Origin of the sequence: Agromyces ramosus (genome assembly GCF_004216665.1) — a bacterium.
Taxonomy (GTDB): Bacteria; Actinomycetota; Actinomycetes; order Actinomycetales; family Microbacteriaceae; genus Agromyces; species Agromyces ramosus.
The window spans coordinates 403,433-417,746 of the sequence record NZ_SGWY01000003.1; the positions used below are offsets into that span (position 1 = coordinate 403,433).

The window sequence follows — 14,314 nt, forward strand, 5'->3', positions numbered from 1 at the left end:
ACGGACATGCCCGGGTGGCGCGGCATCCGGTCACGGGGACCCTAGCGTTGGCCGCGGGCAAGCGGAACGGCGAACGGGGGACGCGCCGCTCCGCACTCGGCTTCGGCCGCCCGCCGCATCGGATCACCCGACGATGCGGCAGCAGCATCGACAGGAGACCCCCGTGGGCATGCTGGTCTACAACGGTCGAATGACCCTCTCCGTGGACGACCGGGTGCTCGCGCACCTGCAGGTCGTCGTCATCAACAAGCTCCGCCGACGCGAGTCGTTCACGTTCACGTGGGACGACGGCTCTCAGGAGGCGGTCTGCTGGATCGGTCCCTCGATCCCGCTCGAATTCGTCTACGCCGGCAATCGCCGGCCCCTGCTGAATCGCGAGTGGCTCGAGCTCATGGCGTCGTCCGCGAACGCGAACTCCGGACTCGTCGTGATGCCGGAGCCGACGCCGACCACCCGCATCGACGAGCCCAGACGACCTCACCAGCCGCAGCCCGAGGAGCCACGGCGGCCCGCGCGGCCGAGCCGGCCGTCGCCGGAGCCGGCGCCCGCGCCGACCGGCGAGCCCGTCAGCGCCTGAGCCGCTCCGCAGGCCGGCTCGTGCGTTCGACCCGACCGTCGCGCCGTCGCAGCCGCGGTAGAGTCAGCACATGCTGACCATTGCGACCCGCCTCGACGTGATGAACCGCGTGGGCCGAGCCCTGGCCGACCCGACGAGGTCGCGCATACTGCTGAGCCTCCTCGACGCTCCCGGATACCCGGGCGCCCTCGCGCGAGAGCTCGACCTGACGCGCACGAACGTGTCGAACCACCTGGCCTGCCTGCGGGGCTGCGGGATCGTGGTGGCGGTGCCCGAGGGTCGGCGGACCCGGTACGAGATCGCCGATCCGCACCTCACCCGCGCGATCGGCGAGCTCATCGGCAGCGTGCTCGCCGTCGACGAAGGGGCCCCGTGCATGGACGAGCGCTGCACCGTTGCGGGCTGCTGCTGATGGCCGCCGATTCCATGCCCGCAGGGGTCGACCGGTCCATCTCGCCCCGCACGGCGCTGCTGCGCCGACGCATCCGATTCATCGTGGCGTTCACCATCGCCTACAACGTGATCGAGGCGACCGTCGCCCTCCTCGCCGGCGGCGCGGCCTCGTCGGCGGCCCTCATCGGCTTCGGGCTCGACTCCATCGTCGAGGTGCTCTCGGCGGCGGCCGTGGCCTGGCAGTTCGCCGCGCCCGACCCCGAGCGGCGCGAGCGCACGGCGCTGCGCGTCATCGCGCTCTCGTTCTTCGGCCTGGCCGCCTACGTCTCGGTCGACGCCGCGCTCTCGCTCGCCGGACTGCGCGAGCCGGAGCACAGCCCGGTGGGCATCGCGCTCGCGGCGATCAGCCTCATCGTGATGCCGACGGTGAGCTGGATCGAGCGACGCACCGGGCGCGAGCTCGGGTCCGCGTCGGCCGTCGCCGACTCGAAGCAGACCCTCGTCTGCGCATACCTCTCGGGCGCGCTGCTCGCGGGCCTGCTCCTCAATTCGCTGCTCGGCTGGGCATGGGCCGACTCGGTCGCGGCGCTCGTGATCGCCGGCTTCGCGATCCGCGAGGGCATGGAGGCGTGGCGCGGCGATGCATGCGCCGTGCCGGTCGCCGCCCTCACGGGCGAGCGGGTCGTCGAGCACGACCACCACGGGCACGACCACAGCCACGAGCAGGGGCCGGCGGATGCCGCTGGCCCGCCCGATCACTCGCCGGGGCGCACGTAGACCCACGCCTCGCGTCCCGACGCGAGGCGCACCGAGACGCGGTGGTAGTCGTCGACCTCGTACGCATCGGCCGCGTCGAGCTGGTCGGCGGACAGTTCCAGCACCGCACCGGCGACCCGGTCGTGCGCGTCATCGGTGCGCTCCAGGATCGGATGCTCCGCGCTCCCGCTGAGGGCCACCACCGCCGGGTCCGTGATGCGCAGCACGCCGAGCCGCCAGCCGACCAGTTCGTCGTCGCTCGTCGGAAGCTCGGCGCCGAACGTCGCGCGCTGCACCTCGGGCAGGCGAAGCGTGCCGTAGCTGAACAGGGACTCGCTCCGACCGGCCATGCCGACATGCTGCCATGCGTGGCTCCGAGCCGGAGCATCCGCCGGTGCGGCTGTCAAGGGGCGGGCGGGGCCGCCGCCCGCGTGCGACGCTGGCTCGATGGACACTCAGGATGCACCGATCCAAGACGGCAGCGACGAGGCGACGAACGCCGAGAAGATCGCGGGCCTCGCCCAGCAGATGCGCGCCGACGCCGACGCCGGAATCGTCGACGACCTCCGGGGAATGGCGCGACAGCGGCTCGAGGAGGCGCAGCTGCCCACCGACGAGGCGACCGTCGACCAGGTCGTGGGCGGCATCCGCCCGTCCTAGGCGGCGCGCTTCTTCGATCCCGCCCACTCCAGCAGGCGGTCGACCGGCCAGGTCGTGACGATGCGATCGGCGGGCACCCCGTTGGCCTCCGCGCGCGCGGCCCCGAGGTCGAGAAACGAGAAGTGGCCGGGCGCGTGCGCGTCGGTGTCGATGCTGAAGCGGCATCCGGCCTCGAGGGCGACCTGGATGAGGTCGTCGGGCGGGTCCTGCCGCTCGGGCCGCGAGTTGATCTCCACGGCGACGTCGTGCTCGGCACAGGCGGCGAAGACCGCACGGGCGTCGAAGGTCGACTGGGGGCGGGTGCCGCGGGAGCCCTCGACCAGGCGCCCGGTGCAGTGCCCGAGCACGTTCATGCGCGGATCCTCGATGGCACGCAGCATCCGCTCGGTCATCTCGCGCGACTCCATGCGGAGCTTCGAGTGCACGCTCGCGACGACCACGTCGAGGCGATCGAGCAGCTCGGGGGCCTGGTCGAGCGTGCCGTCGAGCAGGATGTCGGTCTCGATGCCCGAGAGCAGCCGGATGCCGCCGCCGCCGAGCTCGTCGACGGCGTTCAGCTCGTCGAGCACGCCGAGCTGCTCCTGCAGGCGCTCGGCGCTCAACCCGTTCGCGACCGTGAGATTCGGCGAGTGATCGGAGATCACGAGGTACTCCAGTCCGACGAGCCGCGCGGCGCGCGCCATCGTGGCGATCGGGGTCGTGCCGTCGGACCACTCGGTGTGGCTGTGCAGGTCGCCCTTCAGCTGCGCTCTCAGCCCCAGCCGCGACTCCGCGATCGCCGGGCCGCTCCGCTCCCGGAGGTCGGCGAGGTAGGCGGGCACCGCTCCCCCGACCGCCTCGGCGATCACCGTGTACGTCGTGTCGCCGATGCCCTTCGTTCGCTTCAGCCGCCCGTCGCGCACCCGGGCGGCGAGCTCGTCGGCGGAGTACGCGCCGATGACGTCGGCCGCCCGCCGGAACGCCTTCGACTTGAACGAGGAGGCGCGGTCGCGCTCCAGCAGGAAGGCGATCTCCTCGAGTGCGGCCACGGGGTCCATCCGCCCATTCTGGCCCTGCGTCACTCGTATCGCAGCGATTCCACCGGGTCCTGTCGCGCGGCTCGCGCCGCCGGCAGGGTTCCGGCGAGGAAGGCGACCCCCATCACCACGAGGATGATCACCGCGATCGACACGGGATCGAAGGCGATGAGCGTGAGTCCCGGCAGGTTGGCGAGCAGGGCTCCCGAGAGCGCCGAGCTCACCGCGGTGCCCACCACGACGCCGACCAGCGCGCCGATCGCGCTCCCGAGGAAGCCGATGAACACGGCCTCGAGGCTGAACAGCCCGAAGACCCGCCCGCTCCCCATGCCCATCGCCTTCATCAGGCCGATCTCGCGGGTGCGTTCCTGCACCGACATCAGCAGCGTGTTCACGATCCCGAAGCTCGCGGCGAGCAGCGCGATGACGGCGAACGCGTTGAGCACGAGCACGATGCCGTCGATGACGGCCTTGAACGAGCCGAGCTGCTCCTCGACCGTGGTCGAGTCGTACCCGGCCTCGGTGAGGCGGTCCTGCAGGGCGGTGACCGCCTCGGGCGTGGCGGCCGGGTCGTACCAGACCGTCGCCTGGGTGAACGAGTCCTGGTCGGCCGGGTCGAGTCCGGTCGACTGCGCGGCGAAGAGCGCATCCGTGTACGCGTCGTTCGGCACCACCGAGTCGGTCGTTCCGAGGCTCGCCTCCGAGACGCCGACGACTTCCGCCTCGAGTTCGTGCTGCACGCCGTCGCCGTCGGTGACCGCGATCGCCACCGTCTCGCCGATCGCGGCATCCGCGGCGTCGAAGCCGAGCGCGTCGACGTACGAGTCGGGGATGACCACCTGGTACCCGGATGCCGCGGCGTCGGGTTGCTCGCCCGCGGCGAGCTGGAGCCGCATGCCGTTCACGAATGCACCCACGTCGATCACGTAGCGCGTGCCGTCGCCCGCGACGACGTAGTCGGCGTCGATCGACTTCACGGGCTGCACGCGCTGCACGCCGTCGACGGCGGCGAGCTCGTCGAGCTGCGAACCGCCGATGGGTGCGACGATGCTCGTGCTGCCGGGAGGGCCCGGCACGGGGGCGCCGGCGACCGCATCGGGATCGTACTCACGCGGGCCGTCACCGGCATCCGTGGCGTTCTCGGCGATCTTCGTGACCGTCATGACGTCCTCGGCGCCGATCGCCGCGACCGTGTCGTCGATGTACCGGTTGATGCCGGTTCCCAGGCCGTTCGTGATGGTGAGCGTGAACGCGCCGACGAAGATCGCGAGGATCGTCAGGATGGTGCGGGTCTTGGACCGGAAGGTGTTGCCGATCGCGGAGCCGACGAGGTCGAGCGCCTTCATGCCGCCACCGCCTCGTCGTCGACGATGCGTCCGTCGCGGATGTGGATGCGGCGGTCGCACCTGGCCGCGAGCTCCTCGTCGTGCGTGACGACGATCAGGGTGATGCCCTGCTCCCGGTGCAGTCCGAAGAGCAGGTCCTCGACGACCGCGCCGGTGGCGGTGTCGAGGTTGCCGGTCGGCTCGTCGGCGAAGATGATCCGCGGGTCGTTCACGAGCGCGCGGGCGATCACGGATCGCTGCTTCTGGCCGCCCGAGAGATTCACGGCGGCGTTCCTCGCCTTGTCGGCGAGCTCGAGCTGCTCGAGCACCGCCAGTCCCCGGCGGCGGCGCTCCCGGCGCCCGACGCCCGCGATCTTCAACGGGAGGACCACGTTCTCGAGCACCGACGCGTTCGGCGTGAGGAAGAACTGCTGGAAGACGAACCCGAACGTGGTGTTGCGCGTGCGGTTGAGGCTCGCCCCGCGCAGCGTGCCGGTGTCCGCGCCGGCGAGTTCCACGGTGCCGTCGGTGGGCGTGTCGAGCAGGGCGAGCACGTGCATGAGGGTGGACTTGCCCGATCCGCTCCGGCCGATGATCGCGACGCTCTCGCCCTCGTGGATGTCGAGGCTCACCCCCTTGAGCGCATCGAAGCGGTTGGACCCGCGGCCGTACGACTTGCGCACGTCGCGGGCCGAGAGGATGGGGGTGGTCACGATGACGCTCCTTGCTGGCGTGGGCGGGTCCCTCCAGCCTGACGGCCGTGCCGGCCCCGGTCATCCGCCCGGCGCAGTCACTCCGCCTACTCCCCCGGGGGTACGACCGATGCCGCGGAGTGCGGATGCCGCTGAGTGCGTGCGCGCGCGTCGTGCGCCTGTCGTGGGGCCCGCATCCCGGGCGCCCGCGCGACTAGGGTGCAGGCAGGCGATGGATTCGGAGGAGCCGTGGGCGGGGTGACGAGCGCGGACGTCGCGCGCGAGAGCGGGGTGTCGCGCACGACCGTGAGCTACGTGCTGAACGGCACCGCGGGCACGTCCATCTCGGAGGCCACGCGCAGGCGCGTGCTCGAGGCCGCCGAGCGGTTGGGCTACGCGCCGTCGGCCGCGGCGCGCACCCTGCGGAGCGGCCGCAGCGATCTCGTGCTGTGCGTGCTGCCCGACTGGCCGGTGGGACCCGTGGTCGAGACGATGCTCGACCACCTCGCCGACGAGCTCGCCGAACGCGAGCTCTCGGTGCTCGTGCACCATGTGCGCGGCGAGCGGCCCCTGTCGCACCTGTGGCGCACCGTCACGCCCCGCACCGTCGTCGGCCTCGCCCCGTTCGAGCCCGGCGAGGTGCGAGCCATGCGGCAGGCCGGCATCCAGGTGGTCGGCGACGACGGCGCCGGGCGGGGGGCGGCCATGGTCGACCCGCAGCCGCTCATCGGACGGCTGCAGGCGGAGCGATTGGCGGCGAGGGGCTGCCGTCGCGTCGGCTACGCCACCACCGACGACCCGCGCGTCGCCGACTTCGCGGAACGGCGGCTGGCCGGCGTTCGCGCCGCGTGCGTCGAGCGGGGGCTCTCGGAGCCGGTCGTGATCCCGGTGCGCGTCGATCCCGCGGCGGGCGCCGAGGCGGTCGCCGCGTGGATGCAGGCCGACGTCGACGGCGTCGCGGCCTACAACGACGACGTCGCCTTCGCCGTGCTCGCGGGGGCCCGCGCCGCCGGTCTCGCCGTTCCGGCCGACCTCGCCGTGATCGGCGTCGACGACGTGCCGCTGGCCGCGCTCGCCTCGCCGCCGCTGACGACCGTGACGCAGTCGATCGAACGCGAGGCGTCGTACCTCGCGGCGTGCGTGCTCGCCGCGCTCGACGGCGAGGACGCCCCGCCGCGCCCCCGCGACGCACCCGCGCTCGTCGAACGCGACTCGGCCTGAAGGCTGCGGGTTGAGGCGTCGCGAAACGACCCCGGCGCGAGCGAGTCGTCGGTGACAGCGCGCCCCGGGGCATCCGGGGCGGCCGTCACCGACGACTCGGCGGATCAGCGCGTCACGGCAGCGGGAACTGCGTGACGTACTGCGGCACGCCGATCACGGTGGTGTCGGCGGTGCCGCCGACGCCGTTCACGACGTGGTTGATCACGCCCGCGCTCAGGTTCACCGTCATGATGTGGTGCAGCGATATCCCCTCGCCCTCCGGTGCCTCGAACCCGTTCTCGGTGACGATCGACGGGTTGTTCTGGTTGAACACGTAGACCCCGGCGCCGTGGAGCGCGTGCTCGGTCACGTCGTCGGCCACCTTGTAGCCGGGGTAGCCGAGCGTTCCGTCGGGCTGCGTCCAGTCCGCCTGGGTGGGCGGGTCGTACGGCAGCTCGTTCTGGTAGAGCACCGTCGTGCCTCGCTCGCCGTTCCAGACGGTGTTGAACTGCTGGAAGTGCTCGACGAAGAGGCCGGTCGCCGTGACGTCGTCGCCGTTCACGACCACGCCGGTGCGCCCGGTGTTCGTGTTCCAGCGGTCGGTGTCGCCGTTGACGCCCTCGGTGAAGCCCTCGACGCCGTGGTCGCCGCGCCACACCCAGGTGTGGTCGATGAGCACGTGATCGCTGTTCACGACGAGCGCCGTGTCCGCCTTGCCGATGTGCGGTCCGCCGACGCGGAAGTACACGTCGGACAGCGTGATCGGGTTCGCGGGGTCGACCTTCTTGGCGTGGCCGTCGCCGGACTGGCCGACCTGCAGCAGCACGGGCGACTCGACGGTGCCGGCGTCGATCGTGACGCCCGCGACGACGATACCGGGGGCATCGGCGACCTTCAGCGGCACCGCACCGTCGACGGCGGTGAGCGTCGCGTGGCCCATGCCGAGCACGACCGTGTCGGCGCGCTTGACGTTGATGGTGCTGTCGACGTCGTACACGCCCGGCGTGAGCAGCAGGTGCTTGCCCATCGCGAGTGCGGCGTTGATCGAGCCGACGGAGTCGCCCGGCTTCGCGATGTGGAAGTCGGTGATGGGGACGGTGCGGCCCGGCGTCTCGCCGTCGGCCCAGGTGACCCCGCGGCTGTCGGTCTGCGCCTCGGGTACGCGAACGGCGTAGCGGCCGTCCGCGTCGACGAAGAGGTACGGCTTCTCGCGGCTGACGGGCGTCTCGTCGAGCGTCGTGTACGGCGGGTTCGGGAAGGCCGCGTCATCCGGGGCGCCCTCGACGCCCGAGAAGACCTGGTTCCAGACCGCGTTGGACCAGCCGGCGACCTCGCTGTTGCGGGTCAGCCACTGCTGCTGGGACCCGTTGATCACGAACGGAAGACGGGAGTCGGCGATGAAGCCGCCGCTCGCGTACTGCGGGCCGGCGGTGCAGTAGTCCATGAGCGAGAGGTTGCCGCCCGAGACGTCGAGGCGGCGCATCGACACCGCCTGCGAGACGGCCCAGAAGTTCGCGGAGGCGCGGCATCCGTCCTGCCCGGCGCCGTTCACCTGCAGCGAGAGGTTCGAGATCGTGCGCCAGAAGTTCACGAGGGCGAGGCAGTTCGACGTCCCGCCGTCGGCGAGGCAGCGGTTGTAGACCTCGATCTTGCCCGTGATGTCGACGTCGCCGGGGGAGGCGCCGAGGCCGGCGATCTCCGTGTAGTAGCCGACGCGCGCCTGCAGTGGATGCTCCGCGGTGCCGTAGGCGCCCGGCAGGAAGAGCACGCTGTGGCGTGCGGTCGACATCTCGGCATCGACCTGGGCGGTCACGAGGTCGTCGAGCATCGCCTGCACCTCGTCGAGCGGTGTGTCGGGCGAGACGACGGCGACGTTGGGCCCGAAGTCGGGCGCGAACGGGTCGACCTGCTGGCCGGGAGCGGCCTGCGCCGCTCCCGCCGTGCCGGCCACGGCGATCATGGCGGCCGTGACGGCCAGTGCGGCGGCCGCACCACGCGGGATGCGCGTGGGCCTGGGGTGGGTGCTCATCGGGATGTGTCCTCCTCGTCGAGGGCTTGCGCGGACGCCGCTCGTGCCGGTCGACGGCGTCGGGCACTCCATGGGTGACTCGTGTCACCCCGCGGCGTACCGCCCACGTTAGGGATCGCGGCGCCGTCGCACAAGAGGGTCGCCCACGATCGCAGACCGAGGCGTCGGCGGGTCCGGGCCCTCGCTCGACTCCCGCGCCCGCTCGAGTGGCACCGCCCGCGGCTAGAGCTCGACGACCGTCATGCCCGAGCCCGGGCCGCCCGCCGTGCCCATGGCGGCGAGCGCCTCGGGCACCTCGTCGAGCGTGATGCGGCGCCCGACGAGCTCGATCGGCCGGAAGTCGCCCGACGCCACCGCGCCGAGCATCGACGGGTACTCGCGCGCGGCCATGCCATGACTGCCCATGATCTCGAGCTCGCCCGCGATCACGGCGTCCATCGGCATCGCGGCGAGCGCGTTGTCGCCGAACATCAGGCCGACCTGCACGTGGCGGCCGCGCTTCCTGAGGCTCCGCACCGAGGCGAACGAGGTCTCGGTACTGCCGAACGCGTCGACCGACACGTCGACGCCGCCGCCGGATGCCGCGACGATCCGCTCCGCGGCTCCCTCGCCGCCGCGCACCGGCACGGCTCCGAGCCGCTCGGCCGCGGCGAGCGCGGCATCGGACACGTCGACCCCGTAGACGGTCACGCCGGCCGCGACGGCGATCATGATCGCCGACAGGCCGACGCCGCCGCATCCGTGCACCGCGATCTGCTCGCCCGGGGCGAGCCGGCTTCGCGACACGATCGCGCGGTAGGCGGTGGCGAAGCGGCATCCGAGCGACGCGGCCTCGACGAAGCCGAGCGAGTCGGGGAGCCGGATGAGGTTGAGGGCCGCCTCGTCGACGACGACGTACTCGGCGAACGAGCCCCAGTGCGTGAAGCCCGGCTGCGACTGCGCATCGCAGACCTGCTCGTTGCCCGAACGGCACTCCGCGCACCGTCCGCAGGCGCAGATGAACGGCGCGGTGACGCGGTCGCCCACCCGCCAGCCCGCATCGGCATCGACCTCGGCGCCGAGCTCGGCGATCTCGCCGGCGAACTCGTGCCCCGGCACGTGCGGCAGTGCCACGGTGTCGTCGTGGCCCATCCAGGCGTGCCAGTCGCTGCGGCAGACCCCCGTGGCGCGCACGCGGATCACGGCGCCGCGCGGCGGGCACGCCGGCTCCGGCACGTCCGCGAGTCGGGGGTTCTCGCCGAAGGCGTTCACGAGCACGGCGCGCACAGGGGTCCTCCGTTTCGGGTCGACGGACGTCGCGGCGGCTCGGCGTCGGGTCGCCCGGCGGATGCCGCGGGGGCGGGGCATCCGTCGCAGCACATCGTGCGCGACATCCGCGAGCATACCCGGCTCGTGCCTCGACGCAGATTGTGTAACAATATGGGATGCGTTTCGTGGTTGCGGTGCTGCTCGCCTCGGTGTGCTTCGGCACGACGGGCACGGCCCAGGCCCTCGGGCCCGACGCGAGCTCCGCGTCGGTCGGCGCCGCGCGCATCCTCATCGGCGGTGGCGCGCTCGGACTCGTCGCCCTCGCCCTCCACGTCGCCGGGCGTCGGCGCGGTGCGACCGGGACATCCGCCGCGTCGACGTCCGGCGTCGCAACGCGGCATCCGCTGCCCTCGTGGCTGCTGGTCGCGGTCGGCGCCCTCGGGGTGCTCGCCTACCAGCCGGCGTTCTTCGCGGGGACCGCGGTGAACGGCGTCGCCGTCGGCACGGTGGTGGCGCTCGGTTCGGCCCCGATCATCACGGGCGCCCTCGACTGGGCGCTGCGGAGCCGCTACCCCGGGCACCGCTGGCTCGTCGCGACCACGATCGCGACGGCGGGCGTCGCCATCCTCGCGGGGGCGTCGGAGCCGGGGCGCGCGGCGGCCGATCCGATCGGGCTGCTGGCCTCGCTCGGCGCCGGGTGCGCCTACGCGGTCTACACGCTCGCGGCGAAGGCGCTCCTCGATCGTGGCTGGACGCCGATCGGCAGCATGGGCGGGCTGTTCGGCGTCGCGGCGGTCGCGAGCGCTCCGCTCCTCCTCGCAACGGATGCCTCGTGGCTCGCGACCGGGCCGGGCCTCGCGATGGCGCTCTGGCTCGGGCTCGTCGCCACGACCCTCGCCTACGTGCTCTTCGCCCGTGGCCTGCGCGGACTGGCGCCGGCGACCGTGTCGACCCTCACCCTCGCCGAGCCACTCACCGCGGGCATCCTCGGGGTCGCCGTGCTCGGCGAGACGCTCAGCGCCGGCGGGGTCGTCGGCCTCCTCGTACTGGCCGCCGGCATCGTCGTGCTGGCCACGGCCGGCGCCCGCCGCGCGCCACGGGACGTGGCGGCCCGGGCCGACGGCACACCCCCTCCGATGTCGGCGGGCGGCGATAGCGTCGAGCCATGGACGTCATCCTCATCCCCGGTTTCTGGCTCGATGCATCGTCGTGGGAGCGGGTGACGCCGCTCATCGAAGAGGCCGGTCACCGGGTGAATCCGCTCACCCTTCCCGGGCTCGAGGCGGCCGACGCCGACCGCTCGGGCATCGGCCTGCGCGACCACATCGACGCGGTGGTCGAGATCGTCGACGCCGCTCCAGCCGATGCGCAGATCGTGCTCGTCGGGCACTCCGGCGGCGGCGCGATCGCGCACGGCGTCGTCGATGCCCGGCCCGATCGCATCGCGCACGTCGTCTACGTCGACGCGGGGCCACTCGGCGACGGCCTCTCGATCAACGACGAGCTGCCCGTGGTCGACGGCGAGATCCCGCTGCCCGACTGGTCGGTGTTCGACGATGCCGACCTCGTCGACCTCGACGACGCCCTGCGCGCCGAGTTCCGCGCGCGCTCGATCCCCGAGCCCAAGGGCGTCGCCTACGACCCGATCTCGCTCGGCGACGAGCGTCGCTACGACGTTCCGATCACGATCATCGCGTCGGAGTTCCCGAGCAGCGCACTCGTCGAGTGGATCGCCGCCGACTCGCCGTTCACCCGCGAGCTCGCCCGGGTCAAGCAGGTCGCCTACGTCGACCTGCCCACCGGGCACTGGCCGCAGTTCACCAAGCCCGTGCAGCTGGGCCAGGCGATCGTCGCGGCGCTCGCCTGACCGGTTCGACGATGTCGCCTCTTTCCTCGGCCCGGCATCGCAGCGTGATCAAGATACGGGCGGTGCGAGGAACTCCGACACGGCGGTGGTGATCCGGTCGCGCGGGACCTCGTCGCTCGCGGTCGCGACCCCGTCGCCGGGCTGCGGGCCGTAATCGCCGAAGGCGGCGTAGGCCGTGAATGCGGCGAGCGGGCGCGAGTCGAAGGACGCGAGGTTGAGCGGCGGCTCGGTGATGACGACGGTGGCACCGGCCTCGGCGACGATGCCGCTGAGCCCGCCATCACCGTGTGCGCGTAGACGAGGAACACCACGACGGCGAGCGCGAGCGCGGCGACCACGGCGAGCGCGATGCGCCCGACGCGCCCGGGGTCACAGCTGCGAGGCCGAGAACGTGTCGCAGGCGCCCGCGCCCTGCTGGAACCCGGTCAGGAACCAGCGCTGGCGCTGCTCGCTCGACCCGTGCGTGAAGGAGTGCGGGGTCACCTGTCCCTGCGTCGCCTCTTGGATGCGGTCGTCGCCGACCGCCGAGGCCGCGCTCAGCGCGTCGGCGATCTGGGCATCGGTGATCGGCTGGAGGAACGGGGTGCCGCTCTCGTCGGGCACCTCGGAGGCGTTCGCCGCCCAGGCCCCCGCGAAGCAGTCGGCCTGCAGCTCGACGCGCACGGCGTTCGACGTCGGGCCGGTCTGCCCGTCCTGCGCGCGCTCGAGGATGCCGGCGAGGTTCTGGATGTGGTGGCCCCACTCGTGGGCGACCACGTACATCTCGGCCAGCGGTCCGCCGCTCGAGCCGAACCGCCCGCGCAGCTCGTCGTAGAACGAGACGTCGATGTAGATGGTCTGGTCGGGCGGGCAGTAGAACGGCCCAGTGGCCGACGAGGCGCTGCCGCAGCCGGTCGTGGTGGCCTGGTCGAAGAGCACGAAGTCCTGCGGGCCGACGTAGTCCAGGCCGAGCTCGGGACCCTCCTGCGCCCAGTAGGCGTCCAATGACGCGGCGGCGCCGACCATGCGGCACTCGACGTTCTCGTTCGCGTCGGCGCCGGTCTGGCACTGCTCGAGCGAGGACTCCGTCTCGGGCGCCGCGCCGCCGCCCACGAGCCCCGTGAGGTCGACCCCGAGGAACTGGGAGATCACGAAGAGCGCGATCACGCCGAGACCGCCGCCGACGGCGATGCCCGTGTTGCGTCCGCGCTTCGAGACCCTGCCGCCGCCGATGTCGGAGTTCGGGTTGAACGTCATGGTCAGACGCTACCGTGCGGCGCGCTTGCTCCGCCCCGCGGCGCCGTTCTCGGGCGACGGGTTGACATCGGCGTCCGATCTCCCCTCGTCGTCGTCAGTGTCCCCGTCGTCGTCATCATCATCGTCCGCGTCATCGTCATCGTCGTCGTCGTCCGCGTCATCGTCGTCATCGTCGTCGTCGTCATCGCGGGCGTCGCGATCGTGCTCGTCATCGAGCGCCTCGTCGTCGGTGTCATCGTCGCGGTCGTCGCGATCCTCGTCGTCGCGATCCTCGTCGTCGCGATCCCCGTCGTCGCGGTCGTCGCCGGCGAACCGATCCGTGGCCCGGATGAGCGCGTCGAGGATCCCCGGCTCGTCGAACGCGTGCCCCGCATCGGCGATCATCCGGAACTCCGCCTCGGGCCACGCCAGGTGCAGGTCCCACGCCGTCATGGGCGGCGTGCACATGTCGTAGCGCCCCTGCACGATCACCGCCGGGATGCCGGCCAGCCGGGACGCATCGCGGATGAGCTGCCCCTCCTCCCACCATCCGCCGTGGCGGAAGTAGTGGTTCTCGATGCGCGCGAACGCCGTGGCGTACTCGGGCTCGGTGAAGCGCGCGATGGTGTCGGCCTGGGGCAGCAGCGTGATCGTCGACGCCTCCCAGCGCGACCACGCGATCGCCGCCGGCCGATGCACCTCGGGATCGGGATCCGCCAGCAGCCGCCCGTACGCCTCGATCAGGTGGCCGCGCTCCGGCACCGGGACCGGCGCGAGGAAGTCCTCCCACAGGTCGGGGAACACCGCCGACGCGCCGCCCTCGTAGAACCAGTCGAGCTCCTGGCGGCGCAGCGTGAAGATGCCGCGCAGCACGAGCTCGGTGACGCGCTCGGGGTGCGTCTGCGCGTAGGCGAGCGCGAGCGCGCTCCCCCACGATCCGCCGAAGACCTGCCAGCGTTCGATGCCGAGATGGTGCCGAAGCCGCTCCATGTCGGCGACGAGATGCCACGTGGTGTTCGCCGACAGGTCCGCACCCGGCTCGCTCGCGTGCGGGATCGAGAAGCCGCAGCCGCGCTGGTCGAACAGCACGATCCGGTAGCGGGCCGGATCGAACAGGCGACGGTGCACCGAGCTGGTGCCCGCGCCGGGACCGCCGTGCAGGAACACGACGGGCTTGCCCTCGCGGTTGCCCGAGACCTCCCAGTAGATGTGCTGTCCGTCGCCCACGTCGAGCATGCCCGTCTCGAGCGGCTCGATCTCCGGATACAGGTCTCTCATGACCTCACGGTAACGACGAGCGGATGCCCCGGGCGGATGCCGCGCCGCGCCGCCTTCC

At 72.3% G+C, this 14,314-nt stretch carries 14 protein-coding genes and 1 pseudogene; 7 read left to right on the forward strand and 8 right to left on the reverse strand.

Translation table 11 applies throughout. The annotated features are described in order from the left end of the window. Positions 1-169 precede the first annotated feature (169 nt). The 3 genes from EV187_RS13870 (at position 170) to EV187_RS13880 (ending at position 1,747) form a co-directional block, all read left to right on the forward strand. Positions 170-577: a DUF7882 family protein gene (locus tag EV187_RS13870; RefSeq protein ID WP_479722874.1), complete on the forward strand. Its 408-nt coding sequence runs from the start codon at positions 170-172 to the stop codon at positions 575-577. A gap of 70 nt (positions 578-647) precedes the next feature. Next, a complete protein-coding gene (gene cmtR, locus EV187_RS13875; RefSeq protein ID WP_130353644.1) occupies positions 648-989 on the forward strand; it encodes a Cd(II)/Pb(II)-sensing metalloregulatory transcriptional regulator CmtR in 342 nt (113 codons plus the stop codon). After that, on the forward strand, positions 989-1,747 hold the full coding sequence (locus EV187_RS13880; protein ID WP_242609609.1) for a cation efflux transmembrane domain-containing protein: 759 nt from the start codon (positions 989-991) through the stop codon (positions 1,745-1,747). The genes cmtR and EV187_RS13880 overlap by 1 nt, the downstream gene beginning before the upstream one ends. On the opposite strand, the gene EV187_RS13885 is transcribed toward EV187_RS13880, so the two are convergent. Continuing rightward, a complete protein-coding gene (locus tag EV187_RS13885; protein ID WP_130353645.1) occupies positions 1,726-2,076 on the reverse strand; it encodes a gamma-glutamylcyclotransferase family protein in 351 nt (116 codons plus the stop codon). The two genes, EV187_RS13880 and EV187_RS13885, sit on opposite strands and share 22 nt — an antisense overlap. A 97-nt stretch (positions 2,077-2,173) precedes the next feature. Here EV187_RS13885 and EV187_RS13890 point away from each other — a divergent pair, with 97 nt between their 5' ends. Beyond that, on the forward strand, positions 2,174-2,386 hold the full coding sequence (locus EV187_RS13890; RefSeq protein ID WP_130353646.1) for a hypothetical protein: 213 nt from the start codon (positions 2,174-2,176) through the stop codon (positions 2,384-2,386). Here EV187_RS13890 and EV187_RS13895 read toward each other — a convergent pair. From EV187_RS13895 to EV187_RS13905, 3 genes are read right to left on the reverse strand one after another with little or no spacing between them, the layout of a single operon-like run. Next, positions 2,383-3,423, reverse strand: coding sequence for a PHP domain-containing protein (locus tag EV187_RS13895; RefSeq protein WP_130353647.1), 1,041 nt, complete (start codon positions 3,421-3,423; stop codon positions 2,383-2,385). The genes EV187_RS13890 and EV187_RS13895 overlap by 4 nt on opposite strands. 20 nt (positions 3,424-3,443) lie before the next feature. Continuing rightward, positions 3,444-4,748, reverse strand: a complete 1,305-nt coding sequence (locus EV187_RS13900) for an ABC transporter permease (RefSeq protein ID WP_130353648.1) — start codon at positions 4,746-4,748, stop codon at positions 3,444-3,446. Next, the gene (locus tag EV187_RS13905; protein WP_130353649.1) at positions 4,745-5,440 is read right to left on the reverse strand and encodes an ABC transporter ATP-binding protein; all 696 of its coding nucleotides are present in this window, start codon (positions 5,438-5,440) and stop codon (positions 4,745-4,747) included. The genes EV187_RS13900 and EV187_RS13905 overlap by 4 nt, the downstream gene beginning before the upstream one ends. 237 nt (positions 5,441-5,677) lie before the next feature. Between EV187_RS13905 and EV187_RS13910 the strand changes: the two genes are divergently transcribed. Next, on the forward strand, positions 5,678-6,640 hold the full coding sequence (locus EV187_RS13910; protein WP_242609610.1) for a LacI family DNA-binding transcriptional regulator: 963 nt from the start codon (positions 5,678-5,680) through the stop codon (positions 6,638-6,640). A gap of 112 nt (positions 6,641-6,752) precedes the next feature. On the opposite strand, the gene EV187_RS13915 is transcribed toward EV187_RS13910, so the two are convergent. Continuing rightward, entirely contained in the window at positions 6,753-8,648 is a 1,896-nt protein-coding gene (locus EV187_RS13915) for an adenylyl cyclase (protein WP_130353651.1), read from the reverse strand. 222 nt (positions 8,649-8,870) lie between these two features. Further along, on the reverse strand, positions 8,871-9,914 hold the full coding sequence (locus EV187_RS13920) for a zinc-dependent alcohol dehydrogenase family protein (RefSeq protein ID WP_130353652.1): 1,044 nt from the start codon (positions 9,912-9,914) through the stop codon (positions 8,871-8,873). Between the two features lie 158 nt (positions 9,915-10,072). Between EV187_RS13920 and EV187_RS13925 the strand changes: the two genes are divergently transcribed. Both EV187_RS13925 and EV187_RS13930 read left to right on the forward strand, forming a co-directional pair. Continuing rightward, a complete protein-coding gene (locus EV187_RS13925; RefSeq protein ID WP_130353653.1) occupies positions 10,073-11,119 on the forward strand; it encodes an EamA family transporter in 1,047 nt (348 codons plus the stop codon). Then, positions 11,062-11,763 carry an alpha/beta fold hydrolase gene (locus tag EV187_RS13930; protein WP_130353654.1) on the forward strand — a complete coding sequence of 234 codons (702 nt, stop codon included), beginning with the start codon at positions 11,062-11,064 and terminating at the stop codon, positions 11,761-11,763. Before EV187_RS13925 ends, EV187_RS13930 begins: the two co-directional genes overlap by 58 nt. Before the next feature lie 369 nt (positions 11,764-12,132). Here EV187_RS13930 and ypfJ read toward each other — a convergent pair whose 3' ends face one another. Together ypfJ and pip are read right to left on the reverse strand one after the other, a co-directional pair. Further along, positions 12,133-12,999 (reverse strand): KPN_02809 family neutral zinc metallopeptidase, encoded by an 867-nt coding sequence (gene ypfJ, locus EV187_RS13935; RefSeq protein ID WP_130353655.1) that lies wholly within the window; start codon positions 12,997-12,999, stop codon positions 12,133-12,135. A 306-nt stretch (positions 13,000-13,305) separates the two neighbouring features. Then, positions 13,306-14,256: pseudogene (gene pip, locus EV187_RS13940) on the reverse strand (prolyl aminopeptidase); the annotation flags it as partial. Between the last annotated feature and the right edge of the window lie 58 nt (positions 14,257-14,314).

Excerpts from the sequence above, each read along its gene's own strand:
- EV187_RS13870 (WP_479722874.1), top strand. The coding sequence starts at position 170 with ATGCTGGTCTACAACGGTCGAATGACCCTCTCCGTGGACGACCGGGTG.
- cmtR (WP_130353644.1), top strand. The coding sequence starts at position 648 with ATGCTGACCATTGCGACCCGCCTCGACGTGATGAACCGCGTGGGCCGA.
- EV187_RS13880 (WP_242609609.1), top strand. The coding sequence starts at position 989 with ATGGCCGCCGATTCCATGCCCGCAGGGGTCGACCGGTCCATCTCGCCC.
- EV187_RS13885 (WP_130353645.1), bottom strand. The coding sequence starts at position 2,076 with ATGGCCGGTCGGAGCGAGTCCCTGTTCAGCTACGGCACGCTTCGCCTG.
- EV187_RS13890 (WP_130353646.1), top strand. The coding sequence starts at position 2,174 with ATGGACACTCAGGATGCACCGATCCAAGACGGCAGCGACGAGGCGACG.
- EV187_RS13895 (WP_130353647.1), bottom strand. The coding sequence starts at position 3,423 with ATGGACCCCGTGGCCGCACTCGAGGAGATCGCCTTCCTGCTGGAGCGC.
- EV187_RS13900 (WP_130353648.1), bottom strand. The coding sequence starts at position 4,748 with ATGAAGGCGCTCGACCTCGTCGGCTCCGCGATCGGCAACACCTTCCGG.
- EV187_RS13915 (WP_130353651.1), bottom strand. The coding sequence starts at position 8,648 with ATGAGCACCCACCCCAGGCCCACGCGCATCCCGCGTGGTGCGGCCGCC.
- EV187_RS13925 (WP_130353653.1), top strand. The coding sequence starts at position 10,073 with ATGCGTTTCGTGGTTGCGGTGCTGCTCGCCTCGGTGTGCTTCGGCACG.
- EV187_RS13930 (WP_130353654.1), top strand. The coding sequence starts at position 11,062 with ATGGACGTCATCCTCATCCCCGGTTTCTGGCTCGATGCATCGTCGTGG.
- ypfJ (WP_130353655.1), bottom strand. The coding sequence starts at position 12,999 with ATGACGTTCAACCCGAACTCCGACATCGGCGGCGGCAGGGTCTCGAAG.